24 protein-coding genes and 1 tRNA gene are annotated in these 26,220 nt (G+C 68.7%); 17 read left to right on the top strand and 8 right to left on the bottom strand.

What is annotated here, in order from left to right; translation table 11 throughout:
• Position 1: 1 nt before the first annotated feature.
• Positions 2–607, top strand: a complete 606-nt coding sequence (locus tag E3U25_RS03490) for a gamma-glutamyl kinase (protein ID WP_072462670.1) — start codon at positions 2–4, stop codon at positions 605–607.
• Here the strand turns inward: E3U25_RS03490 and E3U25_RS03485 are convergent.
• Complete coding sequence (locus tag E3U25_RS03485) at positions 595–1,047, bottom strand: type II toxin-antitoxin system RatA family toxin (RefSeq protein WP_036752698.1); 453 nt, start codon at positions 1,045–1,047, stop codon at positions 595–597. The two genes, E3U25_RS03490 and E3U25_RS03485, sit on opposite strands and share 13 nt — an antisense overlap.
• A gap of 58 nt (positions 1,048–1,105) precedes the next feature.
• Between E3U25_RS03485 and E3U25_RS03480 the strand changes: the two genes are divergently transcribed.
• Positions 1,106–1,294: a hypothetical protein gene (locus E3U25_RS03480; protein ID WP_036752516.1), complete on the top strand. Its 189-nt coding sequence runs from the start codon at positions 1,106–1,108 to the stop codon at positions 1,292–1,294.
• A 168-nt stretch (positions 1,295–1,462) separates the two neighbouring features.
• Here the strand turns inward: E3U25_RS03480 and ypfJ are convergent, their stop codons facing one another.
• Positions 1,463–2,314 (bottom strand): KPN_02809 family neutral zinc metallopeptidase, encoded by an 852-nt coding sequence (gene ypfJ / locus E3U25_RS03475; RefSeq protein WP_116221190.1) that lies wholly within the window; start codon positions 2,312–2,314, stop codon positions 1,463–1,465.
• A 127-nt stretch (positions 2,315–2,441) separates the two neighbouring features.
• Between ypfJ and E3U25_RS03470 the strand changes: the two genes are divergently transcribed.
• The 4 genes from E3U25_RS03470 (at position 2,442) to E3U25_RS03455 (ending at position 7,547) form a co-directional block, all read left to right on the top strand.
• Entirely contained in the window at positions 2,442–3,038 is a 597-nt protein-coding gene (locus tag E3U25_RS03470; RefSeq protein ID WP_116221191.1) for a DedA family protein, read from the top strand.
• A 52-nt stretch (positions 3,039–3,090) separates the two neighbouring features.
• The gene (locus E3U25_RS03465; RefSeq protein WP_036752529.1) at positions 3,091–3,585 is read left to right on the top strand and encodes a disulfide bond formation protein B; all 495 of its coding nucleotides are present in this window, start codon (positions 3,091–3,093) and stop codon (positions 3,583–3,585) included.
• A gap of 93 nt (positions 3,586–3,678) precedes the next feature.
• Positions 3,679–6,420, top strand: a complete 2,742-nt coding sequence (gyrA, locus tag E3U25_RS03460; protein ID WP_175562360.1) for a DNA gyrase subunit A — start codon at positions 3,679–3,681, stop codon at positions 6,418–6,420.
• A gap of 56 nt (positions 6,421–6,476) precedes the next feature.
• Positions 6,477–7,547 (top strand): AI-2E family transporter, encoded by a 1,071-nt coding sequence (locus tag E3U25_RS03455; protein WP_116221192.1) that lies wholly within the window; start codon positions 6,477–6,479, stop codon positions 7,545–7,547.
• A gap of 99 nt (positions 7,548–7,646) precedes the next feature.
• Here the strand turns inward: E3U25_RS03455 and E3U25_RS03450 are convergent, their stop codons facing one another.
• From E3U25_RS03450 to E3U25_RS03440, 3 genes are read right to left on the bottom strand one after another with little or no spacing between them, the layout of a single operon-like run.
• Positions 7,647–10,070, bottom strand: a complete 2,424-nt coding sequence (locus E3U25_RS03450) for a DUF3772 domain-containing protein (protein ID WP_116221193.1) — start codon at positions 10,068–10,070, stop codon at positions 7,647–7,649.
• A gap of 8 nt (positions 10,071–10,078) precedes the next feature.
• Positions 10,079–11,110, bottom strand: a complete 1,032-nt coding sequence (locus tag E3U25_RS03445) for a cysteine synthase A (protein WP_116221194.1) — start codon at positions 11,108–11,110, stop codon at positions 10,079–10,081.
• A 46-nt stretch (positions 11,111–11,156) separates the two neighbouring features.
• The gene (locus E3U25_RS03440; protein ID WP_116221195.1) at positions 11,157–12,251 is read right to left on the bottom strand and encodes an NUDIX domain-containing protein; all 1,095 of its coding nucleotides are present in this window, start codon (positions 12,249–12,251) and stop codon (positions 11,157–11,159) included.
• Between the two features lie 150 nt (positions 12,252–12,401).
• Here E3U25_RS03440 and E3U25_RS03435 point away from each other — a divergent pair.
• Positions 12,402–12,491: transfer RNA gene (locus E3U25_RS03435), tRNA-Ser, on the top strand.
• A 100-nt stretch (positions 12,492–12,591) separates the two neighbouring features.
• Here the strand turns inward: E3U25_RS03435 and E3U25_RS03430 are convergent.
• Entirely contained in the window at positions 12,592–12,756 is a 165-nt protein-coding gene (locus E3U25_RS03430; protein WP_166435412.1) for a hypothetical protein, read from the bottom strand.
• Positions 12,757–12,918: 162 nt separating this feature from the next.
• Between E3U25_RS03430 and E3U25_RS03425 the strand changes: the two genes are divergently transcribed.
• Positions 12,919–13,602 (top strand): sulfotransferase family protein, encoded by a 684-nt coding sequence (locus tag E3U25_RS03425; RefSeq protein WP_116221196.1) that lies wholly within the window; start codon positions 12,919–12,921, stop codon positions 13,600–13,602.
• 99 nt (positions 13,603–13,701) lie between these two features.
• On the opposite strand, the gene E3U25_RS03420 is transcribed toward E3U25_RS03425, so the two are convergent.
• Positions 13,702–14,928, bottom strand: a complete 1,227-nt coding sequence (locus E3U25_RS03420) for an OmpP1/FadL family transporter (protein ID WP_208861525.1) — start codon at positions 14,926–14,928, stop codon at positions 13,702–13,704.
• Between the two features lie 357 nt (positions 14,929–15,285).
• On the opposite strand from E3U25_RS03420, the gene E3U25_RS03415 reads away from it, so the two are divergent.
• From E3U25_RS03415 to E3U25_RS03385, 7 genes are all read left to right on the top strand, one after another.
• Positions 15,286–16,101 (top strand): DUF3100 domain-containing protein, encoded by an 816-nt coding sequence (locus tag E3U25_RS03415; RefSeq protein WP_036752587.1) that lies wholly within the window; start codon positions 15,286–15,288, stop codon positions 16,099–16,101.
• Between the two features lie 4 nt (positions 16,102–16,105).
• Positions 16,106–16,603, top strand: a complete 498-nt coding sequence (locus E3U25_RS03410; protein ID WP_036752590.1) for a hypothetical protein — start codon at positions 16,106–16,108, stop codon at positions 16,601–16,603.
• The gene (locus E3U25_RS03405) at positions 16,603–17,757 is read left to right on the top strand and encodes an amidohydrolase (RefSeq protein ID WP_116221198.1); all 1,155 of its coding nucleotides are present in this window, start codon (positions 16,603–16,605) and stop codon (positions 17,755–17,757) included. The genes E3U25_RS03410 and E3U25_RS03405 overlap by 1 nt, the downstream gene beginning before the upstream one ends.
• A gap of 35 nt (positions 17,758–17,792) precedes the next feature.
• On the top strand, positions 17,793–18,725 hold the full coding sequence (locus tag E3U25_RS03400) for a LysR family transcriptional regulator (protein WP_208861526.1): 933 nt from the start codon (positions 17,793–17,795) through the stop codon (positions 18,723–18,725).
• Positions 18,726–18,788: 63 nt separating this feature from the next.
• Positions 18,789–19,652 carry an NAD(P)-dependent oxidoreductase gene (locus E3U25_RS03395; RefSeq protein ID WP_116221200.1) on the top strand — a complete coding sequence of 288 codons (864 nt, stop codon included), beginning with the start codon at positions 18,789–18,791 and terminating at the stop codon, positions 19,650–19,652.
• Between the two features lie 10 nt (positions 19,653–19,662).
• Positions 19,663–21,207: an aldehyde dehydrogenase family protein gene (locus E3U25_RS03390; RefSeq protein WP_116221201.1), complete on the top strand. Its 1,545-nt coding sequence runs from the start codon at positions 19,663–19,665 to the stop codon at positions 21,205–21,207.
• A gap of 166 nt (positions 21,208–21,373) precedes the next feature.
• Positions 21,374–22,267 carry a VOC family protein gene (locus E3U25_RS03385; protein ID WP_244294976.1) on the top strand — a complete coding sequence of 298 codons (894 nt, stop codon included), beginning with the start codon at positions 21,374–21,376 and terminating at the stop codon, positions 22,265–22,267.
• A 554-nt stretch (positions 22,268–22,821) separates the two neighbouring features.
• Here E3U25_RS03385 and E3U25_RS03380 read toward each other — a convergent pair.
• Positions 22,822–22,998: a hypothetical protein gene (locus tag E3U25_RS03380; RefSeq protein ID WP_166435414.1), complete on the bottom strand. Its 177-nt coding sequence runs from the start codon at positions 22,996–22,998 to the stop codon at positions 22,822–22,824.
• A gap of 835 nt (positions 22,999–23,833) precedes the next feature.
• On the opposite strand from E3U25_RS03380, the gene E3U25_RS03370 reads away from it, so the two are divergent.
• Together E3U25_RS03370 and E3U25_RS03365 are read left to right on the top strand one after the other, a co-directional pair.
• Positions 23,834–25,246, top strand: coding sequence for a circularly permuted type 2 ATP-grasp protein (locus tag E3U25_RS03370; RefSeq protein WP_116221202.1), 1,413 nt, complete (start codon positions 23,834–23,836; stop codon positions 25,244–25,246).
• Positions 25,247–25,260: 14 nt separating this feature from the next.
• A complete protein-coding gene (locus E3U25_RS03365; RefSeq protein WP_114536544.1) occupies positions 25,261–26,220 on the top strand; it encodes an alpha-E domain-containing protein in 960 nt (319 codons plus the stop codon).

Raw genomic sequence — 26,220 nt, 5'->3', positions numbered from 1 at the left:
CATGCTGATCTTTCTCCAGCCCCGCATCGTGCTGCTGTCGGTGCCCAAGACCGGGACGACAGCGCTGGAACAGGCGCTGGCACCCAGGGCCGAGATCGTCTTTCGCACCCGGCCCGAGATCAAGCACCTGAACCTGCGGCAATATCGCAGCCGCATCCGGCCGCTGCTCGAGCCGCTGGGCGGGCCCGCGTTCGAAACCGTGGCGGTGATCCGCGAACCGCTGGACTGGCTGCGCAGCTGGTATCGCTTTCGCGCCCGCGACGAGCTGATCGGCCATCCGAACAGCACCGCCCATGTCAGCTTCGAGCGTTTCGCGGACGACTACCTGCGCCCCGGCGATCGCCCGGCCCATGCCCGGCTGGGCCGGCAATCCGATTTCCTCGTCGACAATGACGGCCGGATCGCGGTCGATCACCTCTTCCGCTACGAGGCGATGCCGGCGCTGACGCAATTCCTGGCGCAGCGCCTCGGCAAGCCGGTCGCGCTGCGGCGCAGCAATGTCTCGCCCCCCGCCGTCACCGACCTGGCGCCCGAGGCCGAGGCACGGCTGCGCGCCGCCCTGGCCGCCGACCACGCCATCTGGCAGGATGCGCGTCAGGCGCCGTAAAGCGCCTTCGCCCGGTCCTCGAAGGCGCGCACGATACGCATCATCGCCTCGCCGAAGACCACGCCGATCACCTTGCCCAGGATGGCGTTGCGGAACTCGAAATCGACGAAGAACTCGACCTTGCAGCCGCCCTCCGGCAGGTCGGCGAAGCTCCAGCCGCTGCGCAGGTATTTGAAGGGCCCGTCCAGGTATTCGGTGTCGATGCGCTTCGTCTCGGGCCATAGCGTCACGCGCGAGCCGAAGCGCTCGCGGAACACCTTGAAGCTGATGACCAGGTCGGCCTCGACCACCTCGCTGCCCGAGGCGCCGGGCCGGCGCGCGCGAATACGCGCGGCGGTGTTCCAGGGCAGGAACTCGGGGTATCTTTCTATATCGGCCACCAGCGCATACATCTGGTCGGCGCTATAGGGCAGGATTCGGCTGTCGCTATGCTGAGGCAAGAGGTCGTCCCGGCGCATTTTCGGTTTCCGGGGGCAGCACTAGCAAAGGAACGGGCGCATGAACAACCTCATCTGGCTGATCCGGGCCGCCCGCTGGGCGCGAAACCCGCCCAGCGCCCGAACCGTCGCGCTGGTCCTCGGCGTCATCGCGGCCGGCCTGCTGCTTGCCGGGCTCGAACATTTCGGCCTCTGGCCCGATTGGGCCACCACCGAACGCCCGCGCGGCATCCAGCTGCAGCGCCCCTGACCGCCGCCGCGACAGGTTGGCGCACCCCGCCGCGGCACCGCCTTTCACCGTTTCCCAAATACTCCTGCGGCCGCGCCACGGATAGCGGCCGGCCCATCGGGGGCACCACCCCTGCCCTTCTCTGTTCTGCAAATACTCCCCGCGGCCGTGCCACCCGCGCCGCCGCCCCTAATTCCCCAAAGCCGCGAAACTGTCGCATTGCGCCATCTGCCCCGAGGCAAAGCCGCGCTTGAACCAGGTCTGCCGCTCGGCGGCCGAGCCATGGGTGAAGGCGTCGGGCACCACCGCCCGGCCGGCGCTTTCCATCAGCGTGTCGTCGCCCACCGCGGCAGCGGCATTGATCGCCTCGTCGATGTCACCCTCCTCGATGGTGCCGAACTGCTCGCTGGCCTGCCGCGCCCAGATCCCGGCATAGCAATCCGCCTGCAATTCGGTGGCGACCGACAGCCGGTTCGCATCGCGCTCGCCCAGCCGGGCGCGCAGCCCGTTCACCTCGGAAAGCGTGCCGGTCAGGTTCTGCACGTGATGGCCGACCTCATGCGCGATGACATAGGCATAGGCGAAATCGCCCCCCGCCCCCATCTTGCCGGCCATGACCCGAAAGAAATCCGTGTCCAGGTAGACCTTGTGGTCGCCGGGGCAATAGAACGGCCCCATCGCCGCCGAGGCGCCGCCGCAGGCCGATTGCACCGCGCCCGAAAACAGCACCAGCCCCGGATCCTGGTAGCGCATGCCGGCCTGGTCGGGCAGCACGCCGGCCCAGACCTCCTCGGTATCGGCCAGCACGACCGAGACGAACTGGCCGATCTCGCGCTCTTCCTGCGTCAGCTCGCGCGACTCGCCGGGCGCGCCGCCCTCGTCCAGGGCGCCGACGATGGGCGAGATGTCGATGCCGAAGAAATACCCCACCGCCAGCACCACCAGCACGCCGACGACGCCCATGCCGCCCGCGCCGGCGGCCCGGCCCATGCCGCGCCGATCCTCGACATTCCTGCTGCCGCGCCTGCCCCGCCATTCCATCGCGCCGTCCTCCCCGCCGTGATCCCGCCTGCCGAGCTTATCGCAACCCCGCCACGGCGCAACACGCGCGCAGGCTTGACAGTTCCGGCCCCAGCCCGCAGCACGTTCCCAAACGAAAGGGGCAGGCATGTTCGACTGGGTGGTTTCGACGATCGAGAGCTGGGGCTATCTGGGCGTGCTGATGCTCATGGTGGCCGAGAACGTCTTTCCGCCCATCCCCTCCGAGGTGATCATGCCCCTGGCCGGCTTCCTGGCCGGCAGCGGGCGGATGTCGCTGACGCTGACCATCCTGGTCGGCACCATCGGCTCGGTCCTGGGCACGCTGATGTGGTATTACATCGGCCTGTGGTTCGGCGAGGAGCGGCTGAAGCGCTTTGCCGCCCGGCACGGCCGGCTGCTCACGCTTTCGCCCTCGGACATCGACGCCGCGCATGAATGGTTCCAGCGCCACGGCGCCATGGCGGTGTTCTTCGGCCGCATGATCCCGGCGATCCGCACGCTGATCTCGGTCCCGGCGGGGCTCGCGCGGATGCCGATGTGGAAATTCCTGCTCTATACCGTGATCGGCAGCGCGCTCTGGACCGGGGTGCTGACCTTTGCCGGGCTGATGCTGCATGAAAACTATGCGCTGGTCGCGGATTGGGTCGATCCGCTGTCCAAGCTGGTGGTGGCGGCGGTGGTGGCGATCTATCTTTACCGCGTCGTCACCTGGAAGCCGCATTGAGTTCACGCGATTGGCACTTGCCGGCCGCGAGGCGCGGTCCTAACCGGAAGCCATGAACGGATTTTCAAGCAAGCATGTCGCCGTCACCGCCGGCGCCGGTTCCGCCGCGCTGCTGGCCGCCGCGCTGACCTTCCAGGCCCTGGGCTATGCGCCCTGCGAACTGTGCATCCTGCAGCGCTGGCCGCATCTGGTCGCCGCGATCATCGGCGGGCTGATCTGGTTCTTCGGCTGGAAGCGCTGGCTGGCGGCGCTGGGGCTGCTGGCCGCGCTTTGCGCCACCGGCCTTGCCATCTATCACGCGGGCGTCGAATTGCAGGTCTGGCAGGGGCCGCAGCATTGCTCGGGCGGGGTCTCGGGCCTGGCCAGCATGTCCACGCAGGATCTGATGGCGGCGCTGGAAAAGGCGCCGGTCGTGCGCTGCGACGAGGTGGCCTGGAGCCTGTTCGGCATTTCCATGGCCGGCTGGAACGCGATCCTCTCGGCCGGGCTGTCGGCGCTGTGGCTGGCCTCGGTCCGCGGCCGCAGGCGCGAGGCCGGGCTGGCCTGAGCCGCAATTCCCGCACCGGGGCGGCCCGTCAAGATTGCACCCAAGGCGGGTATGGGATAGACCCGTGCCCAACAAGATCTTGAGGTTTTCCCCGTGGCTGACATCCCTGAAAACGACGACGATACCCCCGAGAACGGCGGATCGGAGCGCGCCGTGATGCATCACGACGGCCCGGTGATCGACATCGCGCACGAGATGCGCTCGTCCTATCTCGACTATGCCATGTCGGTCATCGTCAGCCGGGCGATTCCCGACCTGCGCGACGGGCTGAAGCCGGTGCATCGCCGCGTCCTCTTCGCCATGCACGAGACCGGCAACACCCATGACAAGCCCTATCGCAAGTCGGCCCGCCCGGTCGGCGACACCATGGGTAAGTATCACCCGCATGGCGACGCCTCGATCTATGACGCGCTGGTGCGGATGGCGCAGGACTTTTCCATGTCCCTGCCGCTTCTGGACGGCCAGGGCAACTTCGGCAGCATGGACGGCGACAGCCCGGCGGCCATGCGCTATACCGAGGTGCGGATGGACAAGCCCTCGGCCTATCTGCTGATGGACATCGACAAGGACACCGTCGATTTCCAGGACAACTACGACGGCAAGGACCGCGAGCCGACCGTCCTGCCGGCGCGCTTCCCGAACATGCTGGTCAACGGCGCGGGCGGCATCGCCGTCGGCATGGCCACGAACATCCCGCCGCACAACCTGGGCGAGGTGGTGGATGCCACCCTGGCGCTCATCGAGAACCCCGACCTGCCGACCGAGCGGCTGCTGGAGATCGTGCCCGGCCCGGATTTCCCCACCGGCGGCATCATCCTGGGCCGTTCGGGCGCGCGCAAGGCTTACCTTGAGGGGCGCGGCAGCATCATCCTGCGCGCCAAGACCCGGATCGAGGAAACCCGCGCCGGCCGGCAGGCGATCATCCTGGACGAGATCCCCTTCCAGGTGAACAAGGCCAGCCTGATCGAGAAGATCGCCGAGCTTGCCAAGGAAAAGCGCATCGAGGGCATCGCCCACGTCCAGGACGAATCCGACCGCGTCGGCGTGCGGGTGGTGATCGAGCTGAAGCGCGACGCCACCGCCGAGGTTGTGCTGAACCAGCTGTTCCGCTTTACCCCGATGCAGACCAGCTTCGGCGCCAACATGCTGGCGCTGAACGGCGGCCGCCCCGAGCAATTGACGCTGCGCGACTTCCTGACCCATTTCCTGACCTTCCGCGAAGAAGTGGTGGCGCGCCGCACCGCCTATGAATTGCGCAAGGCGCGCGAGCGCGCGCATGTGCTTTGCGGTCTCGCCGTGGCGGTCTCGAACGTCGACGAGGTGGTGGCGACGATCCGCAGCTCGGCCGATGCCGCCGAGGCGCGCGAGCGGCTGATGACCCGGCGCTGGCCAGCGCATGAGATCGTGGTCTACCTGAAGCTGATCGACGACCCGCTGCATCCGGTGAACGAGGACGGCACCTACAACCTGTCCGAGACCCAGGCCCGCGCCATCCTGGAGCTGCGCCTGCAGCGCCTGACCCAGCTGGGCGTGCAGGAAGTCACCGACGAGCTGAAGACGCTGGCCGACGCGATCCGCGAATACCTGGCCATCCTCGCCTCGCGCGAACGGATCATGGGCATCATCTCGGACGAGCTGCGCGAGGTGAAGCAGCATTTCGCCGTGCCGCGCCGGACCGAGATCACCGACTGGGCGGGCGACCTGGACGACGAAGACCTGATCGAGCGCGAGGACATGGTCGTCACCATCACCTCGGGCGGCTATATCAAGCGCACGGCCCTGGCCGAGTTCCGGTCGCAACGCCGCGGCGGCAAGGGCCTGTCCGGCATGGCCACGAAAGAGGACGACGTCGTCACCACCCTGTTCGTCGCCAATACCCATACCGAGCTTCTGTTCTTCACCACCGACGGCATGGTCTATCGGCTCAAGACCTGGCGGCTGCCGCTGGGCGGGCGCACGGCCAAGGGCAAGGCCATCGTCAACATCCTGCCGATCCAGTCCGGCGTCTCCATCGCCGCGCTGATGCCGGTGGATGCCCCGGAAAAGGATTGGGACGACTACCAGGTGATCTTCGCCACCTCGGAAGGCGACGTGCGCCGCAACGCGCTGTCGGATTTCACCAATGTCATGCGCAACGGCAAGATCGCCATGAAGCTGCCCGAGGGGGTGGAGCTGATCGGCGCGCGCATGGCGACCGAGAACGACGACGTGATGCTGGTGACGGCCGCGGGCCGGGCGATCCGCTTCCCGACCACCGACGTGCGCGTCTTCAAGGGCCGCGATTCGACCGGCGTGCGCGGCATTCGCCTGGCGCCCGGCGACCGCGTGGTCAGCATGTCGGTGATCCGGCATTTCGAGGCCGACCCCTCGGAACGCGCCGCCTATCTGAAGATGCGCCGCGCCGTCGAGGGCGCGCTGGACGACGGCGCCGAGGCCGATGAGGACGAGGACGCCGTCGCCGAGGCCGCGATCAGCCAGGAGCGCTATGCCGAGATGTCGGCGGCCGAGGATCTGATCCTGACCATCACCGCCCGCGGCGCCGGCAAGATCAGCTCGTCGCACGACTATTCGGTGCGCGGGCGCGGCGGCCAGGGCGTGATGGCCATGGACAAGGCGATGCGCGGCGGACCGCTGGTCGCCAGCTTCCCGGTAGATCGCGACGACCAGATCATGCTGGCCACCTCGACCGGGCAGTCGATCCGGGTGCCGGTGGACGGCATCAGCTTCCGCTCGCGTTCTGCCGGGGGCGTGCGCGTCTTCAACACGGCGCCGGGCGAAGAGGTGGTTTCTGTTGCCCGCATCGCCGAGAATGGCGAGGATGAGGCCGAAGCCTGAGACGAGGCAGGGCGCGCAGGCCGCGCCCCGCCGCCGGAAAGAATGAGGGGACGCGATTGGACGGGCGGGACTCGCATCTGAGCGAGCGGTTGCAGACCGGCTTTCTGGGCGTGATCGCCTTTGGCCTGATCCTGTTCCTGCTGGTGCAGGCGCGTTTCATCCTGATCTGCCTGGTCTTTGCCATCATCATCTTTTCGCTGACCAGCGACGCGATTTCCGCCTTTGCCCGGCTGAAGGTGCCGAACTGGCTGGCGACCACGCTGGCGCTGATCGCCATCGCCATCGGCCTGCTCTGGACCGCGACCGCGGTGGTGGCGCAGGTGAACGAGGTGGTCTCGACCTCGATCGCCTATGCCGACCGGGCACAGGCGGCCCTGGCGCGGCTCAGCCAGCGCTGGGGGCCGAACGTGCAGGAGGCCATCGGCACCTTCATGGGCAGCATCGACGTCGCCGGCTGGCTGCGCTCGGCCGCGGCGCAGGCGTCGAACCTGATCTCGGCCTCGGTGCTGATCCTGACCTTCGTCGGCTTCATGTTCAGCGAGCGGATCTGGTTCCCGGTCAAGATCGAGCGCCTGACCGGCGATCCCGCCCAGGCCCGGCAGGTGCTGGAGACGGTCCACAAGATCATGCGCCGGGTGAACCGCTACCTGGTGGTCAAGGCGGCGATCAGCGCGGTCACGGCGGCGCTGATCTGGGCGATCTTCCGGGTGCAGGGGCTTGACCTGGCCGGGGCGGTGGCCATGCTGACCTTCATCCTGAACTTCATCCCGACGCTGGGCTCGATCGCGGCCACGGTCATCACCATCGCCATGGTGCTGGCGCAGACCGGCGATCCGGCGGTGACGCTGACCGTGGGCGGGCTGACGGTGGCGGTGCAGTTCATCATCGGCAATGTGTTCGATCCGATGCTGCTGGGCCAGACGCTGCGGCTGTCCTCGTTCGGGATCGTGCTGTCGCTGGCCTTCTGGGGCGTGGTCTGGGGCATCGCCGGCACCTTCCTGGCCGTGCCGATCATGGTGGCGATCATGATCGTCTGCGCCCAGATCCCCTGGCTGCGCCCGGTGGCGATCATGCTGTCGCAAGAGGGCCTGCCGGAACAGGAACCGCCCAGCGGCCTGCGCCGCTAGGAGTATTTGGGGAACGAAGAAGCGCAAGGTGCGGCGCCCGGCCTGGACCGGACGGCCTCCGCGGCGCGGCCCGTGGAACGCGCAAGGCGCGGCGCCTTCTCAGCTGCTGCGGCCGGGCCGGTCCTTTTCGTCCTGCGCGTCGGCGAGGGAAAGGGCGGCGGGCGCCTCGGCCTCGGCCTGGTGCAGGTAGATGTCCTGCGCACCGCGCGCGCTGCCGGGCAGGACGATCCCCGCGGCGGCAAAGCGTTCCAGGATCTGGTGATTGATCTCGGACACGATCGAGCTGCCGCCGTTGATGTCGGAAAGCACGGCGCGCAGTTCGAAATTCTGTCCCGTCGGCGTGATGCTGCGCAGAAGGACCGCGGGGGCCGGGTTCACCAGGACCGTCGGCTGGTCCTCGGCGATCTCGCGCAGGAGCGCGGCCACCTGCCGGCTGTCGGCCGTCACCCCCACCGTGATCGGCACGATGATCCGCCCGGCCAGGCTGCCGCGCGTCCAGTTCGTCACCGGCTGGGTGATCAGGTTCGAGTTCGGCACGATGACCTGGGTGCGGTCGAAGGTCTGGATCTGGGTGGCGCGCACCGCCATCTTCCTGACGATGCCCTGCTGGCCGCCGACCTCGATCCAGTCGCCGACGGCGATCGGCCGCTCGACCAGCAGGATGATGCCCGAGACGAAGTTCGACACCACCTGCTGCATGCCGAAGCCGATGCCGACCGAAAGCGCACCGGCGACGAAGGCCAGCGAGGTCAGGTCGATCCCCGCCGAGGTCACGGCAAAGACCGCCGCCAGCGCCACGCCGACATAGCCGATCATCGAGGTGACGGCGTTTTGCCCGCCCGCATCCAGCCTCGTCTTGGGCAGGATGGAGCTGCGGAAGGCGCCCTGCACGAAGTTGGTCAGGAAATAGCCGATGGCAAAGACGATCAGGAAGGTCAGCAGCGCCATCGGCGACAGCCGCACCCCGCCCAGCGAAAAGCCCTGCTGCGCCTTGGTCCAGGCCTCGGCCAGGTCGCTGGCGCGCGCGCCCCAGATCAGCGCGAACACCGGCAGCGACAGCAGGATCAGCGCAAAGCCGATCAGCACCGGCATCAGCGCATCGCGCGCCGAGCGGTCGCCGCCCTTGGCCAGCGCGTAGAGATCGGCGATGAAATCCTGCAGGATGATCAGCAGCCCGACCAGCGCCAGCGTCATGATCGCGGACCACAGCAGCGCATTGCCCGCGGTGACATAGCCCGCCGCCACCAGCAACGGCGCGATGACCGCCACCAGCCGCCCCATCATCGCCAGGAAGCTGACCACGCGGATGCGGTAGTCGGGCGTATCGGCGGGCTCGGGCTGGCGCAGGCCGCGCAGCACGTTGCACAGGCGCAAAAGGCAGAAGGCGCCGAACAGCACCAGCAGGAAATGCCAGACCCCCGCCGAGGCCTCGCTGAGCCGCTGGGGAACGGTGTCGCTGTCGTTCTGGCTGTGAAAGCCCGAAAGCGGCAGGACCGAGCGTGCGAAAAGCTGGTGCAGCGCCAGGGAAGCGGCCAGCAGCGTCGCGCGAAAGCGCGCCTTGGCGCGGCGTTCCTCGCCCATGGGCAGGGGCGGCTCGACGGCGGTGTCGGGCGCCGGGAACAGCCGCCGCGCCAGCCACAGCCCGGAAAAGAAGGACACGCCCGCCCCGGCCAGCGACATCACCAGCGGCAGCCCCCATTCCGCGAACAGCCCCGAGAACATCAGCGCCGAGGCGAACAGGATCAGCCCGACCAGCGGGATGGCGATCTGGCCCAGCGAGACGCCGAAGACCAGCGCCGCGCGCGATCGCTCGCTGGCGCGGGCCGACAGCCGCGAGGGCAGCGAATCGACCCAGCGCCGGCCACGCGAGAGCAGCAGCAGCGCGACCAGCAGCAGCCCGGCAAAGACCGGCAGCCGCTCGGAAAAGCCCGACGCGCCGGCGGTGCTGTCCCAGCGCCCCCGCGCTTCGGCATAGATATGGCTGGCGACCTGGCCCGCCTCGGCCACGGCCGGACCCCAGTTCGCCGGGTTCAGCGGCGTCGGCGTCTTGCGGATCAGCGCGAAGGTCTGGCGCGCGCGCAGGGTCTGGTCGATCTGCGCGACGATGCCGTCGGCGCGGCCATAGGCCTCGACCGCCTGCAACCCCGGCGCCTGCAGCGTGGCAAGCTGTTCGCCCAGTTCCTTGCGGCGGGCGGCGATCTCCTCGGGCTCGGTCTGGCCCTCGGCCGGGGCCGGCCCCAGCGCGGCGATCTGGTCCTTGAGCGTGGCGATGCGGGTGGCGTTGACGCCCTGGGCGGCCTTCAGCCGCTCGCGCCATTTCACCACCTCGTCGCGGATGGTCTGCAGCCGGACGTCGTTGGCCGAGCCCGATTCCAGGATCTGCTCGGCCTGGTCGGCCAGCTTGTTCCAGGCGGCCAGGTCCGGCGCCTCCTGCTCTGGCTGGGCCAGGACGGGCTGGCCGAGCGCCAGGAACAGCGCAAGGATCAGCAAGGCGAGCCGGGGCAGCACGGCAAATCGGGGCATGGTTCGGTTCAGTCCTGATAGACCTCGGGCAGATCGGCGGGCGTGCGGGCCATCCATTCCGGCACCGGCAAGCCCTTGGCCCGCAGGAACTCGGGGTTGAAAAGCTTGGTCTGGTAACGCGTGCCATAGTCGCAAAGCACCGTCACGATGGTGTGACCGGGGCCCATGTCCCTGGCCATGCGGATCGCGCCGGCCACGTTCACCCCCGACGAGCCGCCAAGGCACAGCCCCTCGTATTCCAGCAGATCGAAGATCACCGGCAGCGCCTCGGCATCCGGGATGCGATAGGCGAAGTCGGGCGTGAAACCTTCCAGGTTGGCGGTGATGCGGCCCTGGCCGATGCCCTCGGTGATCGAGGAGCCGGGGCTTTCGAAGACGCCTTCGGTGTAATAGCTGTAAAGCGCCGCGCCCTCGGGGTCGGCCAGGCCGATCCTGACGCCCTTGGGTTGCAGCGCCATGGCCACGCCCGCCAGCGTCCCGCCCGAGCCGACGGCACAGATGAACCCGTCCACGCGCCCGGCGGTCTGCTCCCAGATCTCGGGGCCGGTGGTTTCCAGATGCGCCTGGCGGTTGGCGACATTGTCGAACTGGTTGGCCCAGATGGCGCCGTTCGGCTCGGACCTGGCCAGTTCCTCGGCCAGGCGGCCGGAATAGCGCACGTAGTTGTTGGGGTTCTTGTAGGGCGCCGCGGGCACCTCGACCAGTTCGGCCCCGGCCAGGCGCAGCATGTCCTTTTTCTCCTGGCTCTGCGTCTCGGGGATGACGATGACCGAGCGGAAGCCCATCGAGGCCCCGACCAGCGCCAGGCCGATGCCGGTGTTCCCGGCCGTGCCCTCGACGATGGTGCCGCCCGGCTTCAGCTCGCCCCGCGCCACCGCGTCCTTGATGATGTAGAGCGCGGCGCGATCCTTGACCGACTGGCCCGGATTCATGAACTCGGCCTTGCCCAGGATCTCGCAGCCCGTCTCTTCCGAGGCGCGGCGCAGCCGGATCAGGGGAGTATTGCCGATGGCAGAGGCGAGGTCGGGGCAGATGCGCATGGGCTTGGCCTTTCGCAGGATGTTCCCGCCCGGTTTACACGCCGCTTCATGACGGCGGCAACCCCGCCGGGACGGTCTTGGCTTCCTGGGCCAATTCGCGGCGGATGTCCTGGTGGCGCAATTCCAGCCACAGCGCCAGGTTCAGCAGCGGCCCGTTGCGGATCTCGCCGGCCAGCGCCATGCGCGTCAGCTCGGCCCGCGGGATCAGGTGCGAGCGGATGTCCTCGTCCTCGGTCGCAAGCCCGCCCAGGCCGGCGCTGCCGTCTGGCAGCTCGGCGATGCCGACATAGAGATACAGGTATTCCGCCACCGCTCCGGGGCTGGGATAGTTGTGCGGCGCGGCGAACAGGCGGGAAATCGCGATGCCGGTTTCCTCGACCGCCTCGCGCCGGGCGGCCTGCTGCGGCGTCTCGCCGGCATCGACGCGGCCGGCCACGGTCTCGTAAAGCCAGGGCTGCGCATCGCCGCGCGCCAGGGGGCCGGCGCGCAGCTGGTCGATCAGCATGACCCGGTCGCGCAGCGGATCCCAGGGCAGGACCACCGTCGCATCGCCCGAGACGAAGACGGCGCGGGCCAAGGGATCGGTCCAGCCGCCGTCGTTGCGGTGCTGGCTCAGCCGGATCGCCTCGACCGAGAAATATTCCGCATAGGGTTCCTCGACCGAATCGATCCTGACCCGCTCGGCCGCGGCGGGGCCGACATGGGGCAGGCCCTGGGTCTCGGCCCCGGCGCGTTGGCGCGAGGCGACCCAGGTCGCGATCATCGGCAGGCGCCTGCGGATCGCCGCGGCCGGACGGTCCTCGGGCAGGGCCAGCAGCCAGTCGGCCATGGCGGCGGCGAGTTCGGGCTGCCAATCGGGCGCGTCGCTTGCCGGCTCGCCCAGGCCCAGCAGTTCCCGGCCATAGTGGCCCTGCGGCTCCAGCCCGAAGATTTCGGCATAGCGGCGCAGGGCGGGCGTCCAGTCGGCCTGCCAGAGCGGCAGGTCGTCATCGCCGGGCGCCAGCCGCGGCCAGGCGTCGGCGGCGATCCCGGCCAGCCCGCCGCCCTCCATCCGGCCTTGCAGCGAACCGGCCCCGGTCGCCTGCGGGGCAAGGCGGGTGCGGATGAGCGGGTGGGCCAGCGGTCCGATCAGCAGCGGCATGGCTGCGGCCCCTTGGCGCTGGCGATCCGCCCTGCCCTGCGCATTCCGCCCATGATTCCCCCGAGAGACAAATTTTTCGCGGTTTTGACGCGAAGGCCCTTGCGCTTCAACCCCCGCCCGTCTAAATCGCCGCCACCACCCGAAAAGCGCGGAGAGGTGCCGGAGTGGTCGAACGGGGCGGTCTCGAAAACCGTTGAGCCTTCACGGGTTCCGTGGGTTCGAATCCCACCCTCTCCGCCACTTCCCTTTGATATTGCTTGGTAATTTCAGATTCGGGCGAATACGCCCGCCGGACGGATTTCCCGGTCGGCCACCCCGAGCCAGCGATGCCTGGGCAAGGTCAGAAGGGTCGGTAGACCGCGATCAGCGCCGCCATCACCCAAAGCGCCACCGCCGCAGCCATGCCGCCGAACCCAAAGGCCAGCAGACGCGCGGCTCCCCTGCGGTCGAGGCCGACAAGGAACGCGGCAAGCGCGGTCATGGACAGAAAAAGCGTCGCTCCCATGCCGGCAAGTTTAGCGCGCCGGCCCCGCCGGCGGCAGCCGCGGGCAAATCGCACGGCCCGTTCCTGCCCAAACCGCCCCGGCGGATGCGCAAGATCTTGCCCGCACTGGCAGCGCCGGGCCTGATGCATTAATGGTCCCGAAGCAGGATTTTCCAGGACGCGATGACCGACGACCCCCTCATCCTCAGGCAGATTTCCGAAGGGCGCGACCGCACGAGGGCCTATCTGCACATCGGCAAGACCGGCGGGACGACCTTCCGGGCGGCCGCCGAAAGGGTGGCTGCGGCCGAGCCGTCCCGCGTCCCGCTGATCTTTCATCACGACTGGACCGTCCCCAGGATCAGGGCGGCGTTTCCCGGAATCAGGATATCCTTCGTGCTGCGCGACCCGCTGGAGCGCATCGTCAGCGGGTTCATGTCGCGCCTGCGGCAGGGGCGCCCGACCTACCAGAGCCCCTGGACCGTCGAGGAAGCCACCGCCTTCCTGCATTTCCGCGACGCGCGCGCCTATCTCGACGCCATACTGTCGGGCGGGGAATACGAAATGTCCGCCGTCGATTTCGCCACCCGGTCGATCGCCCATATCCGGCGCGGCTATCGCTTTCACATCCCGAACACCGCCACCGCATCGAAATGGCTCGGCTCCGTCGGAACCCTGGCGAGCCTGGAGGGCTTTGCGCAAAAGCTTCTTGGCGGCCCGGTGGAGCTGGGGCATGCGCATGTCAACCCGGTCCCGGCCAGGGGCATCCTGAAACACTACGAGGCGGACGAACTCGACCAGCTGCGGCGGCATTTTGCGGATGAATACCAGGTGTTCAACGAAATGATGCAGGCGGCCGAGCCCTGAGAGAGGATCGGCGCCGCCGCGCGCGATGCGGCCGCCATGGGGTTTTCCCGAAGCGGACTGGACAAGGGGCGCCCCCGGCAGGGGCGCCCCCCAAGGCGGCTAGAAATCCCAGCTGATGCCCATGGAGACCTCGTCCTGCTCCATGAACAGGGTGGTCTGCTGGCCCAGGCCCGGCGTCCGGTTGGCGCCGGACTTCGATTCGCGGAAGGCATGGGTGTAGCTGCCGGTCAGCGTGGCCCGCTCGCCCAGCCTGTAGCTATACCCGATCGAGGCATGCCAGCGCGGCGTCGCCGGGGCCATGATGTTCAGCAGCACCTCGTCGCCCTGGTCGATGAAGCTCGAGGCATGGCTGATGCCGCCGCGAAGCGTCAGCCTGTCGTTCACCCTTTGGGCGGCGGAGACGCGGACGACGTCCATGTCCTTCCAGCCGAAACCGGGGCCGCCGGCGCTGCCAAGGGGCGCGGCCAGCATCGCCCCGCTATTGGCCAGCGAGGGGACCGAGCCATAGAAGATGCGCTGATATTCGGCGGTCAGCGTCAGGCCGGGGCGGTCGGCCGGGCGGAAGGCGACGCCCAGCGTCGCCATCGCCGGGATGTCGAATTCGCCGCCATCGGCGAAAAGGCCCGCATAGTCCTCGAAGGGCTGCATGTCGATGCGGCTGCGCCAGGACGCGCCCAGGGTCCATTGGCTGTCCACCTGGTAAAGCACGCCCAGCGACACCCCCAGGCCGGTCGACCAATCGTCGCCGCCATGGGTCACGGCGCCGGGCGCGGCGGACATGCCGGCAAAGGCCCCCAGCCCCGTTGCGCTGAACCGCTGCACCGCAAGCACCGGCCCCAGGCCTACCGACAGCTGGGGGGTCAGCTTGCGGGAATAGTTCAGGCTGATGAAGGCCTGCTCCAGATTGATCCCCAGCGGATCGGTGGACGCAGACGGGTCAAGGGCGGCAAAGGGGTTGGTGCCGTATTCCACGTTCATGCCGCCATTGCCGAACATGAAGACGGCGACCGAGCTCTGCTCGTCCAGCTTGTAGTTGAACCCGCCGCAGGGGATCCAGAAAAGGCTGTTGCCGCTGGTCTGGCTGCCGGGCGCCAGCGGCCCGCCGGGGGCGATGCTGAAGCCGCGCTCGGGCCCAAAGCCGGTCAGGCAAATCCCCGCCTGGGTCGGCAACGCGGTGCCCGTGGCGGGGTTCTGGGCCAGGCCCAGAATGCCGGTGGGTATCGCGACCCCCGCCCCCGCCATCCCCTTCGAGGTGCCGCCATAGCCATTGGCGAAATAGCCGTTCGTGGCCTCGGCCGCAGTTGCGCCAAGGATTGCCGTCAGCATCGCGCCTCCGGCCAGTGCCGCAAGGCGGCCTGGTTCTGTTCCGTTCATTCGTTCCTCCCTGATCCGGGGCCTCCCCGCCCCGCTTGCCCCTGCGGCCCCCGCTCTCCCTTCGGGAACGACAGAAGATGCATACATTCGTATGTAAAGATATTGCCATACGTCAAGCGAATGTCGCGAAGGGCGCGCACCAAGGCCGCGCAGGGCGCAAGACGGCAAGGCCCGCCGGCGCTGGCCCGTCCCGGCCAGGGGGCTTTCGTTGCTGTCCGGGCAACGCGATGTTCCAGTTCCCGGACTGGTCGATCCCGCACCAAGATTTCATAGTCCGTCGAAAAACCGCCACAACAGAGAGGAAATCCCATGCGGGACACCCCTGCCTTCAGCCCCGGAACCTGGGCGCTGCACGCGACCGTGCTTGTCATCGTCTGCATCGCCGAGGCGATCGGCGTGCTGAGGCTGCCCATCGGCATCGCCGCCATCATCCTGCTGCCGATGCTTTATGCCTTCGCCATGGGCATCGTGCTGAACCCGAACATCACGCGCGCGACCGGACGGCTGCTGACCCCCGGCGTGCAGAAATTCGCGGGCGGCATGATCACCATCGCCATCACCCCCTTCGTCGCCAAGTTCGGCACGACGGTCGGCCCCCAGATCCAGGCCATCATCGACGCCGGCCCCGCCCTGGTCCTGCAAGAGATCGGCAACCTCGGCACCATTGTCATCGCCTTCCCGGTCGCCGTCTTCCTGCTGCGGATGGGGCGCGAGACCATCGGCGCGGTCTATTCCATCGACCGCGAGCCGAACCTGGCCCTGATCGCCGAGAAATACGGCCTCGACAGCCCCGAGGGCGCGGGCGTCATGGGCGTCTATGCCACCGGCACGCTGATCGGCACCTTCGTCTTTGCCATCATGCCGCCCCTGATCCATGCGCTTGGCGTCTTCGACGTCCGGGCGCTGGCCATGTCCTGCGGCGTCGGCTCGGGGTCCATGCTGGCGGCCTGCACCGGCGCGCTGGTCAATGTCATCCCCGAGCAGAAGGATCTGATCCTGGGCCTGGCGGGCGCCTCGAACGTGCTGACCTATGCCACCGGGCTTTATGTCGGCATGTTCGTCGCCCTGCCCTTGACCGAATGGCTGTTCCGCAAGGCCCGGCCCGAGCTTTACAACCAGGGATGAGATCATGAGCAAGACCGCTGAAAACCTGCCCCTGGGCAACGAGGAACTGGACGAGCGCCGGATTCGCATCGGCGAAACCGCGATCCTGCTGCTGATCGCCTGCGTCATCGGCACGATTGCGAACTATGTCTCGACCGGCACCGGCGCGTTCGAGGCGCTGCCGGGCATGGCCTTCCTGTATCTCTGCTCGGTCGTCGGGCTGATGCTGGCCCGCTTCGTGCCCTTCTACCTGCCGGCCGTCGCCTGGGTGTCGCTGATCGCCATCGTCGCCACGATCCCCGGCGTTCCCGGTTCGGACTGGGTGGTGCGGCAGGCCGACAAGATCAACTTCCTGTCCCTGGCCACGCCCGCCCTGGCCTATGGCGGGCTGGCGCTGTCGGCCAAGGAATTTGCCATCGCCAGAAGCTCGGGCTGGAAGATCGTCATCGTCGCCATTTGCGTCATGCTGGGCACCTATATGGGCTCGGTGGTGATCGCCGACCTGACGCTGAGGCTCTTCTGATGCGCGATCTGCCGGCAGAGGTGGTGGCCGATGCGGTCGCATGGCGCAGGCAGTTGCACCGCAGCCCCGAGCTGGGGTTCCAGGAGCATGAGACCGCCGGTTTCATCGCGGCGAAGCTGGCGGAATTCGGCTATGAGGTCCGGCGCGGCATCGGCCGGACCGGGGTGGTCGGCAGCCTGGCGAAAGGCAGCGGCAATCGCGCCATCGGCATCCGCGCCGACATCGACGCCCTGCCGATCGCCGAGGCCAGCGGCGTCGAATGGGCCTCGGGCAATCCCGGCCGGGCGCATGCCTGCGGCCATGACGGCCATACGGCGGTGGCGCTGGCCGCCGCCCGCCTGCTGGCCGGGATGCCGTTCGAGGGCACGCTCCGCTTCATCTTCCAGCCGGCCGAGGAGAACGAGGGCGGCGGGCGGGCCATGGTCGAGGACGGGCTGTTCCGCGACTGCCCGGTCGATGCGGTCTATGCGCTGCACAACTGGCCCGGCCTGCCGCTCGGCACGCTGGTCGCGCGCGATCGCGAGATGATGGCAGCCTTCGGCACCTTCGAAATCCGCCTTCTGGGCCAAGGCGCGCATGGTGCCATGCCGCATGAGGGGGCGGATACGCTGCTGGCCGCCGCGCATCTGGTGGCGGCGCTGCAATCCATCGCGGCGCGCAACGTCAGCCCGCTGGACAGCGCCGTCGTGTCGGTGACGCAGATCCATGGCGGCGACGCCTGGAACGTGCTGCCCGAGACGGCCGTCATCCGCGGCACCACCCGCTGGTTCGATCCGGCCGTCGGCGACCTGATCGAGGCGCGGCTGCGCAAGCTGGCCGCATCGGTAGCCGAGGGTTTGGGCTGCACGGCCGGGATCGACTATGAACGGCGCTATCCCTCGACCCTCAACACGCCCGAGAACGCCGCCCTGGTGCGGAAGATCGCGGCGGCGGGCGGGCTTTCGGTCGTCGATGCCCCGCCCAGCATGGCGGCCGAGGATTTCGCCTTCATGCTGAACCAGGTGCCGGGCTGCTATTTCTGGATGGGGTCCGCCTGCCACACCGGCGACAATCCGGGCCTGCATTCGCCGCGCTTCGATTTCAACGATGCGCTGATCCCGCCTGCCGTCGGCTTCTGGCTGGACCTGGCGCTGGCAGAGCTGCGCGCGCCTTGACTCGCGAGACGGACGGTCATCATCGTGAGGCGATGATGACCCTCGACCGCCGCGACATCCGCATCTATCTGGCCGTGCATCGCTATGGCTCGATCCGCGCCGCCAGCGACCAGCTTGGGCTGGCGCCCTCGGTCGTGTCGCGCCAGATCGCCGACCTCGAGGCGCAGCTGGGCGTCACGCTGTTCGAGCGCAGCTCGAAAGGCGTGCGCCTGACCGATGCCGGGAACCTGGTGCTGGAACATGCCCGCCATGTCGTCGAGGAGGCGGGCTTCCTTCAGGAACAGCTGGCCGACCTGCGCGGCATCCAGCAGCGCAACATCCGCATCCATTGCGGCGAGGGATTCCTGGCGGATTTCATCCGCAACGGCCTGGCCGGATTCGTGTCGCGCAGCCCGCATGTGCGCTATGAGCTGCTGATCGGCTCGACGGACACGGTGGTCGCGGCGCTGGCCAATGGCGAAAGCGACATCGGCATCGCCTACAACCCGCCGGTGACGGGATCGGTGCGCAGCATCGTTTCGGCCAGCCACCCGCTTTGCGTGGTGATGCCGCCCGGCCATGCGCTGGCCGGCCTGCCGCAGGTCCGGCTGGCCGATTGCCTGGCCTTTCCCCTGGCGCTGCTGCCCAGGGGGCACGGCACCACCGACCTGCTGGCGCGGGTCGCCTCGGACAGCGGGCTTGCGCTGGCGCCGCAGCTGATGACCACCTCGATCGACGCGCTGCGCCGCTTCGTGACCGCGGGGCTGGGGCTTGCCTTCCTGCCCCGCGCCTCGGTCGCCATGGACCTGGCCGAGGGCGCGGCCGTGGTGCGCGAACTGGCCGACCTGGCGCTTCTGGGGGCGACGGCGCATCTGATGGTGCGGGCGCGGCGGCGGCTGCCGGCCTCGGTGGCGCAACTGGCCGGACATCTGGAACGCAGCATGGCCAGCTTTGCCGATGTTGCGCAGGGGGCAACACCTCGTTCGTAATCCGACCGCTAGCGCCGGCACCCCGGTTGCGGGAATTGTCGGGCATCAACAGGAGAGGATCACATGACAGAAACATCCACCGTCGGCGTCGTGGGCCTGGGCGCGATGGGCCTTGGCATGGCAGCCTCGGCCGTCCGGGCCGGTTTCCGCACCCTGGGGTTCGACCTGTCCCCCGAGCGGTCCGAACAGGCCCGCGCCGCGGGCGTGGAGCCGGCGGGCGATCTGGCCCAGGTCTTTGCGGCCGATCACGTCGTCTTTTCCCTGCCCACGGCGCGCGATGTCGAAGGGGTCATCGACCAGGTCTCGGGGGTGCTGCAGGCCCGGCCGCGGATCGTCGTCATCGACACCTCGACTTCGGAACCCGCGGTGTCGCGGGCGCTGGCGGCACGGCTGGCCGCCATGGGCCACGGCTTCCTGGACGCCCCGGTCTCGGGCGGGCCGGCGGGGGCGGCCAAGGGGGCGCTGACCATGATGATCGGGGGTTCCGCCGCCGACCTGGCCGATGCCCGGCCCGTCATCGACGCGCTGTCGGCCAAGGCGATCCATGTCGGCGACAGCGGCGCGGGCAATGTGGCCAAGCTGGTCAACAACCTGCTTTGCGCCGCCCATATGCTGACCACGGCCGAAGGGCTGCGCCTGGCCGAGGCGGCGGGCATCCCCGCGCAATCGGTGCTGGAGGTGCTGAACGCCGCGTCCGGCAGGTCCATGCTCAGCGAGGTGCATTTCCCCAACTGGGTGATGAACGGCGCCTTCGACAGCGGCTTCACCATGGCGCTGATGCAAAAGGACGTGCGGCTGGCGCGGCAACTGGCCGAAGAATGCGGCGCCCGGCTGCCGCTGACCGAAAAGGCCGCGCAGCTTTGGGCCGATGCGCCCTACCAGGGCAGCGACGATTTTACCCGCATGGGCGACTTCCGGGCGAAATGAGGTAAGGGACATGAACGTGACGACAATCGACGCCGCCGAACAGGCCGACCGGATCCTGGCGCTCTATCGCGAGATCTTTCCGGGCGCCGACATCGGCAGCCTGGTCGGCGGGGAGATCCTGCCCGGCTCGGGCGCGCAGCTGGAGCTGACCGACCCGGCCTCGGGCCAGGTCTTCGCGCGCTATGCCGATGCCGGCGCGGCCGAGATCGACGCCGCCATGGCGGCGGCGGCCCAGGCGCAGCGCGAATGGATGGCGATGCCCGCCGCCGCGCGCGGCCGGATCATGTGGGCCATCGCCGACCGGATCCGCGCCCACGCCCCGCTCATCGCCGAGATCGAAAGCCGCTCGGCCGGGCGCCCGATCCGCGATATCCGCGGCGAGGCGCTGCGCGTGGCCGAGATGTTCGAATATTACGCCGGCTGGTGCGACAAGCTTTACGGCGACGTGATCCCGGTGCCCTCCAGCCACCTGAACTACACCCGGCACGAGCCGATCGGCGTGGTCATGCAGATCACCCCCTGGAACGCGCCGCTGTTCACCGGCGGCTGGCAGATCGCGCCCGCCATCTGCGCCGGCAACGGCGTGGTGATCAAGCCCTCGGAACTGACGCCGCTGTCCACGCTGATCCTGGGCCGGATGTGCGAGTTGGGCGGCGCGCCGCGCGGGCTGGTCAACGTCCTCGCCGGGGCCGGGCCGACGGCGGGACAGGCCGGCGTCACCCATCCCCGGACGGGGCTGGTGGTCTTTGTCGGCTCGGCGCAGGCGGGCTCGGCCATCGCCGCGGCGGCGGCGCGGAAGACCGTGCCCTGCGTGCTGGAACTGGGCGGCAAGTCGGCGAATATCGTCTTTCCCGATGCCGACCTGCCGCGCGCGGTCATCGGCGCCCAGGCGGCGATCTTTGCCGGCGCAGGGCAAAGCTGCGTCGCGGGCTCGCGCCTGCTGGTGCATCGCAGCATCAAGGACCGTTTCGTCGCGGCCTATGCCGAGGCGGCGGAACGGATCGCCTTGGGCCATCCCCTCGACGAGGCGACGCATGTCGGCCCGATCAACAACCGCCGGCAGTGGCAGAAGATCGCCGAGATGGTCGGCGCCGGCGTGGCCGAAGGCGCCCGCATCGCCGCCGGCGGCGGCCGGCCGGCATCGCTCGAGGCAACCGGCGGCTTCTACTTCGCCCCGACGATCCTCGACGACGTGACGCCGCAGATGAGCGTGGCGCGCGAGGAAATCTTCGGCCCCGTCGTCTCGGTCCTGGGTTTCGAGACCGAGGAAGAGGCCGTCGCCCTGGCCAACGACAACCCCTATGGCCTGGCGGGCGCGGTCTGGACCGCGGACGTGGGCCGGGCGCATCGCATGGCCGCGGCGGTCCGCGCCGGCACCTTCTGGGTGAACGGCTACAAGACGATCAACGTCTGCTCGCCCTTTGGCGGCTTCGGGCGCTCGGGCTATGGCCGCTCGTCGGGGCAAGAGGCGCTGCTGGCCTATACCCAGACGAAAAGCATCTGGGTCGAGACCGCGGCCGAACCGCAGGTAAGCTTCGGCTACGCGCCCGGCTGATCGCGGGAAGCGGTCCGTGACACGGGGGATCGGTCGCAACCCGCGCCGATCCCGCGCGCATCCCGCAGTGGTCGCCCGCCCCCTGCGGCACGGTTTGACCGCGCCCATTCCCCGCGACTATGCTGCGTTCCGGCCCGCCCCTGGGCATTTTCCTGCGGGAGTCTGCATGATCCGTTCGCTGGGCATCGATCACGCGCTCGTTTGCGTGAACGACATCGTCGCGGTGCGCGACAGCTATCTTCGGCTTGGCTTTCTCAGCCGCGGCTTCAGCCAGCATCCCTGGGGCACCAGCACGACGGTGCTGATCTTCAGGGACCAGCTTTTCGAGATCGTCGGCATCGGCGACCCCGCACTGCTGGATGGCCATGAGGCCGGCGGCTTTCGCTTCGGCCGCCATGTCGAGGCCCATCTGGCGCAACGCGAGGGCGTCTGCCTGACCGCGCTCAACTCCGCCGATGCCGCCGCCGACGCGGAGGCACTGGGGCGGCGGGGCGTGACCGTCACCGGCACCATCGACTTCGGCCGCGCCGTCACCCGCTCGGACGGAACCCCGGACCGGACGCGGACGCAGCTGAAGATCCTGGCAAACGACCGGCATCCGCGGCTTTCGCTGTTCGCATGCCAGCAGTTCCGCCGCGATCTCATCGAATATCCCGAATGGATGGATCACCCGAACGGCGTCACCGGAATTGCCGGGCTGACGGTGGTCGCCGATCCCGAAGACACCGCCGCGGTCGTCGACTGGTTCGAGCGCATCCATGCCGCAAAGGCGGAAAGGCTGGACCCCCGGACCTTGCGGATCGCCACCGCCAGGGGCGGCTGGACCGTGACCGACCGCGCCGGGTTCATCGCGCGGCACGGCACCATCCCGAACATGCTGGCCGATGCGACCCTGCCAAGCGTCGCGGCCATCGACCTGATGACCGCCCGGCCTGCCGATGTTGCAGAGAAGGCGGCAGCGGCCGGCCTGGAGGCGCATTGGATCGACGACGCGCTGGTGCTGCCGCAGGCCGACCGGCTCGGCGGCGTCGTCCTGAGGTTCGGCCGCTTCGGGACGTGACGGCCGGCTGCGGAAGCCGCTGGCAGGAACCCTATCGGCAGGCCGGCGGGCGGGCCAGCGCCGCCGCTCCGGTCGATGCGGCAAGGCGCAGGAAGGACAGCGCGGCAAGCCCCCCGCCAGGCCCATGGCCAGCAAGACCGCGCGGAAATCGGCCAGCGCCGCCCCGGCGCCGCGACCACCCCACAGTTGCGACAACCGGATCGCCCCGACCGAACAGGCGACTGCCAGGACCATCGCGACCCGCTGGGTCATCGCCGGAAATGTCATCGCGGACGGGCGGTCGTCCCGCCCGATCTCTCATCATCGCCCTTGATCCCGGATCATCGGCGGCACGGACGCCCTGCCCCATATCGAGCGCCTGGCCGCAGCCATCGAGGCGCAGCCGCACGCCCGCATCCCCGGATCAAGGCGCATCGCCCTGCGCCAGGCCGCCGCCGCCAAAGGCATCGACCTGCCCAAGGCGCTGCTGTCCCGGATCGAATGACGGCCCCGCGCAAGACTCCCCAAGGGGCCATGCGATCATCAGCACGTCGCGACGGCCGGGCCGGGGCGCTTCAGCTGGCTCCCTGCCCGCTGAACGCCACGCCCGGCAAGGCGGCCTTGCGCCTGAGCGTCTCCAGCACCGCCGACCCGCCGCGCTGCCCAAAGCCATCCGCCCGCGACATCGCATGGACCGGGAAGGCCGCGGCGCCGGCGCCCAAGGGCAGGTTCAGGCTGGCGGCATAGATCAAGGCAAGGTTCAGATCCTTGGCCGCCAGCGCCAGGCCGAACTGGAGCGAAATATCCCGCCGAGGATCTTGCGGTCATAGGCCCCGGACCGGAACCCCTTGCTCGTCGTATTCGATCGCCCTCGGCAGCGGGGCCGGGCTCATCCGTTCCCCGTCCGTCCGGCTGGGCTGATGGCCGCCGCCAGATCCTCGATCACCGGCAGGTTCCGCAGCGGACCTGCAGCCTGCCAACCGCCAGCACGCGCTTGGCATGCGGGCAGCAGGTCCGGTGCGGCCGGCCGTCGACCATCCCGCACATGCCGAGGCGGCAGGCAGAGCGACAGGTCAGGGACGGATCGACGGTCCGCTGGATCCCGCTGACGACGTCGAGCACGGTCTGGTTGCCACGACGCCCCGGTCCACCAGACCCGCGCCAGACCGAAACCTCCATCGTCGTTGCATTCTCGCTCACGGCACAGTTGGCGGCTCACCTTGTGAACCCGCCGGATATCCGCGGGTGAAAGGATTGCGCACGCCCGTCGAGGATTTGCGCCGCCGCTGACAGCCAGATAGCCAGACTGACTCAGATGCGGGCTGCCGGGGGGTGAGAGCGGGGCATCGGCTTCCACGCCGTTTGCGCCGCCTGGGCGCGCTGCCCGCAAATCCGGCAGGGACGATGCGGCCCCATCGCAGGGCTTTCCGGCGCTTTCAGCGGGCGAGGTTCGCTTTCTGCCTATTATTCCGCCAGAAAATGCCCGACGCTCGTCAAATCCTGATTTCGCTTTGGCCGCAGGCGGCCCGGCTGTGGACAGTGCCCGCCCAGATGCGAAGATCATGGGCAGAGGCAAGGGTGGCGGCGATGACGATGTATTACAATGAAATGGTCGATGGCGGCCGGGTCCGCGAACCCTATGCCATGCTCTCGGACTGGATCGAGGCCATGCCTGCCGAGATCCGCCAGATGAAGCAGGCCGAGGCCGAGGCGCTGTTCCGCCGCATCGGCATCACCTTCGCGGTCTATGGCGAGGGCGGCGACCCGGACCGGCTGATCCCCTTCGACATGATGCCCAGGGTGTTCCTGCAAAGCGAATGGCGCCGGCTGGAACGCGGCATCAAGCAGCGGGCGCGGGCGCTCAACGCCTTTCTGCGCGACGTCTATGGCCGGGGCGAGATCGTGCGCGCCGGCCGCATCCCCGCCCGGCTGGTCTACCAGAACGCGGCCTATGAAAAGGCGGTGGTCGGCTTCGTGCCGCCGCGCGGGGTGTTTTCGCATATCGTCGGCATCGACATCGTCCGCACCGGCCGGGACGAGTTCTACGTGCTCGAGGACAATTGCCGCACCCCCTCGGGCGTCAGCTACATGCTGGAGAATCGCGAGATCATGATGCGCATGTTCCCGGCGCTGTTTCGCAACAATTGCATCGAGCCGGTGGACCAGTATCCCGAACTGCTGCGCCGCACGCTCGCCTCGGTGGCGCCGGCGAAATGCGATGGACCGCCGACCGTGGTGATCCTGACGCCCGGCCATTACAACAGCGCCTATTACGAACACAGCTTCCTTGCGAACCTGATGGGCGTCGAGCTGGTCGAGGGCAGCGACCTGTTCGTCGATGGCGGCTTCGTCTACATGCGCACCACCCAGGGGCCGAAGCGGGTGGACGTGATCTATCGCCGCATCGACGACCAGTTCCTCGATCCCTTGTGCTTCCGCCGCGATTCCATGCTGGGTGTGCCGGGCTTGATGGATGTCTATCGCTCGGGCGGGGTCTCGATCGCCTCGGCGCCGGGCGCGGGCGTGGCCGACGACAAGGCGGTCTATACCTTCGTCCCCGAGATGATCCGCTTCTACCTCGGCGAAGAGCCGATCCTGCGCAACGTCCAGACCTGGACGCTGTGGAAGGACGAGGATTACCGCTATGTCATGGCCAACCTCAAGGATCTGGTGGTCAAGGAGGTGCATGGCTCGGGCGGCTACGGCATGCTGATCGGCCCTTGCGCGACCCAGGCCGAGATCGAGGCCTTTGCCCTGCGCATCCAGGCCGACCCCGGCAATTACATCGCCCAGCCGGTGCTGGCGCTGTCCACCAGCCCGACCTTTGTCGACGAGGGGGTGGCGCCGCGCCACGTCGACCTGCGGCCCTTCTGCCTCTGCGGCGACCGGATCGAGCTGGTGCCGGGCGGGCTGACGCGCGTGGCGCTGCGCGAGGGCTCGCTGGTGGTGAACTCGTCGCAGGGCGGGGGCGTCAAGGACACCTGGATCCTGTCGGAATAATGGGAGGGTCAGCCATGCTCAGCCGCACCGCCGCCAACCTGTTCTGGATGGGCCGCCACCTGGAACGCGCCGAAACCGCCGCCCGCCTGCTGGACGTGGGCGCGCGCATCACCCTGCTGCCCAATACCGCCGAGGGCTATCGCAACGAATGGGAATCGCTGCTGCGCGCCTCGGGGGCGCAGGCCGCCTTTGCCGAGCGCTACGGCGACGAGATCACCCAGGAGAACATCGAAAGCTGGCTGTTCTTCGACCATGCCAACCCGTCCTCGGTCGCCTCCTGCATCGAGCGGGCGCGCGAGGGCGGGCGGATCGTGCGCACGGCGCTGACCAGCCAGGTCTGGGATGCGCTGAACATGGCCTATCAGGAGCTGCGGGCGCTGGAGCGGCAGCCGCGCGCCCGGCTGGATACCGCCATGCTGACCGATTTCACCACCCGGCACGGCTCGACCGTGCGCGGCGCGATCAATGCGACCCAGCTGCGCAACGACGGCTGGCATTTCGTCAACCTGGGCTATTCGCTGGAACGCGCCGACGCGACCGCGCGGCTGCTGGACGTGAAATATTTCGTGCTGCTGCCGCGGGTGGAGTTCGTGGGCTCGGGTCTCGACAACTATCAATGGCAGGTGATCCTGCGCGCGCTTTCGGCGCATCGGGCCTTCCACTGGGCCTATGGCGGCGAGGTGACGGCCGGCAAGGTGGCGGATTTCCTGATCCTGAACGGCGAGAGCCCGCGGTCGCTTTTGACCTCGCTTTACGAGGCGGTCTGGCATCTGGACGGCCTGGTGCGCCGCTATGGCGCCGAGGTGCCGGCCAGCGCCTCGGGCCGCGCGCATGAGACGCTGGAGCAGCTGATGGCGCGCGACATCGAGGCGATCTTCGACGAAGGGCTGCACGAGTTCCTGTCCTGGTTCATCAACGAGCTGGCCAGCATCTCGAACGCCGTGCATGACGATTACCTGAGCGGGCGGATGTAG

It is taken from the genome of Paracoccus versutus, from assembly GCF_029909795.1.
GTDB classification, from domain to species: Bacteria; Pseudomonadota; Alphaproteobacteria; order Rhodobacterales; family Rhodobacteraceae; genus Paracoccus; species Paracoccus versutus.
This window is presented reverse-complemented; position numbering and strand designations above follow the sequence as displayed.

Coding starts and splice junctions, on each gene's coding strand:
- E3U25_RS03490 (WP_072462670.1), top strand. CDS start 2: ATGCTGATCTTTCTCCAGCCCCGCATCGTGCTGCTGTCGGTGCCCAAG.
- E3U25_RS03480 (WP_036752516.1), top strand. CDS start 1,106: ATGAACAACCTCATCTGGCTGATCCGGGCCGCCCGCTGGGCGCGAAAC.
- ypfJ (WP_116221190.1), bottom strand. CDS start 2,314: ATGGAATGGCGGGGCAGGCGCGGCAGCAGGAATGTCGAGGATCGGCGC.
- E3U25_RS03470 (WP_116221191.1), top strand. CDS start 2,442: ATGTTCGACTGGGTGGTTTCGACGATCGAGAGCTGGGGCTATCTGGGC.
- E3U25_RS03465 (WP_036752529.1), top strand. CDS start 3,091: ATGAACGGATTTTCAAGCAAGCATGTCGCCGTCACCGCCGGCGCCGGT.
- E3U25_RS03450 (WP_116221193.1), bottom strand. CDS start 10,070: ATGCCCCGATTTGCCGTGCTGCCCCGGCTCGCCTTGCTGATCCTTGCG.
- E3U25_RS03445 (WP_116221194.1), bottom strand. CDS start 11,110: ATGCGCATCTGCCCCGACCTCGCCTCTGCCATCGGCAATACTCCCCTG.
- E3U25_RS03440 (WP_116221195.1), bottom strand. CDS start 12,251: ATGCCGCTGCTGATCGGACCGCTGGCCCACCCGCTCATCCGCACCCGC.
- E3U25_RS03430 (WP_166435412.1), bottom strand. CDS start 12,756: ATGGGAGCGACGCTTTTTCTGTCCATGACCGCGCTTGCCGCGTTCCTT.
- E3U25_RS03425 (WP_116221196.1), top strand. CDS start 12,919: ATGACCGACGACCCCCTCATCCTCAGGCAGATTTCCGAAGGGCGCGAC.
- E3U25_RS03420 (WP_208861525.1), bottom strand. CDS start 14,928: ATGCTGACGGCAATCCTTGGCGCAACTGCGGCCGAGGCCACGAACGGC.
- E3U25_RS03415 (WP_036752587.1), top strand. CDS start 15,286: ATGCGGGACACCCCTGCCTTCAGCCCCGGAACCTGGGCGCTGCACGCG.
- E3U25_RS03410 (WP_036752590.1), top strand. CDS start 16,106: ATGAGCAAGACCGCTGAAAACCTGCCCCTGGGCAACGAGGAACTGGAC.
- E3U25_RS03405 (WP_116221198.1), top strand. CDS start 16,603: ATGCGCGATCTGCCGGCAGAGGTGGTGGCCGATGCGGTCGCATGGCGC.
- E3U25_RS03400 (WP_208861526.1), top strand. CDS start 17,793: ATGACCCTCGACCGCCGCGACATCCGCATCTATCTGGCCGTGCATCGC.
- E3U25_RS03395 (WP_116221200.1), top strand. CDS start 18,789: ATGACAGAAACATCCACCGTCGGCGTCGTGGGCCTGGGCGCGATGGGC.
- E3U25_RS03390 (WP_116221201.1), top strand. CDS start 19,663: ATGAACGTGACGACAATCGACGCCGCCGAACAGGCCGACCGGATCCTG.
- E3U25_RS03385 (WP_244294976.1), top strand. CDS start 21,374: ATGATCCGTTCGCTGGGCATCGATCACGCGCTCGTTTGCGTGAACGAC.
- E3U25_RS03370 (WP_116221202.1), top strand. CDS start 23,834: ATGACGATGTATTACAATGAAATGGTCGATGGCGGCCGGGTCCGCGAA.
- E3U25_RS03365 (WP_114536544.1), top strand. CDS start 25,261: ATGCTCAGCCGCACCGCCGCCAACCTGTTCTGGATGGGCCGCCACCTG.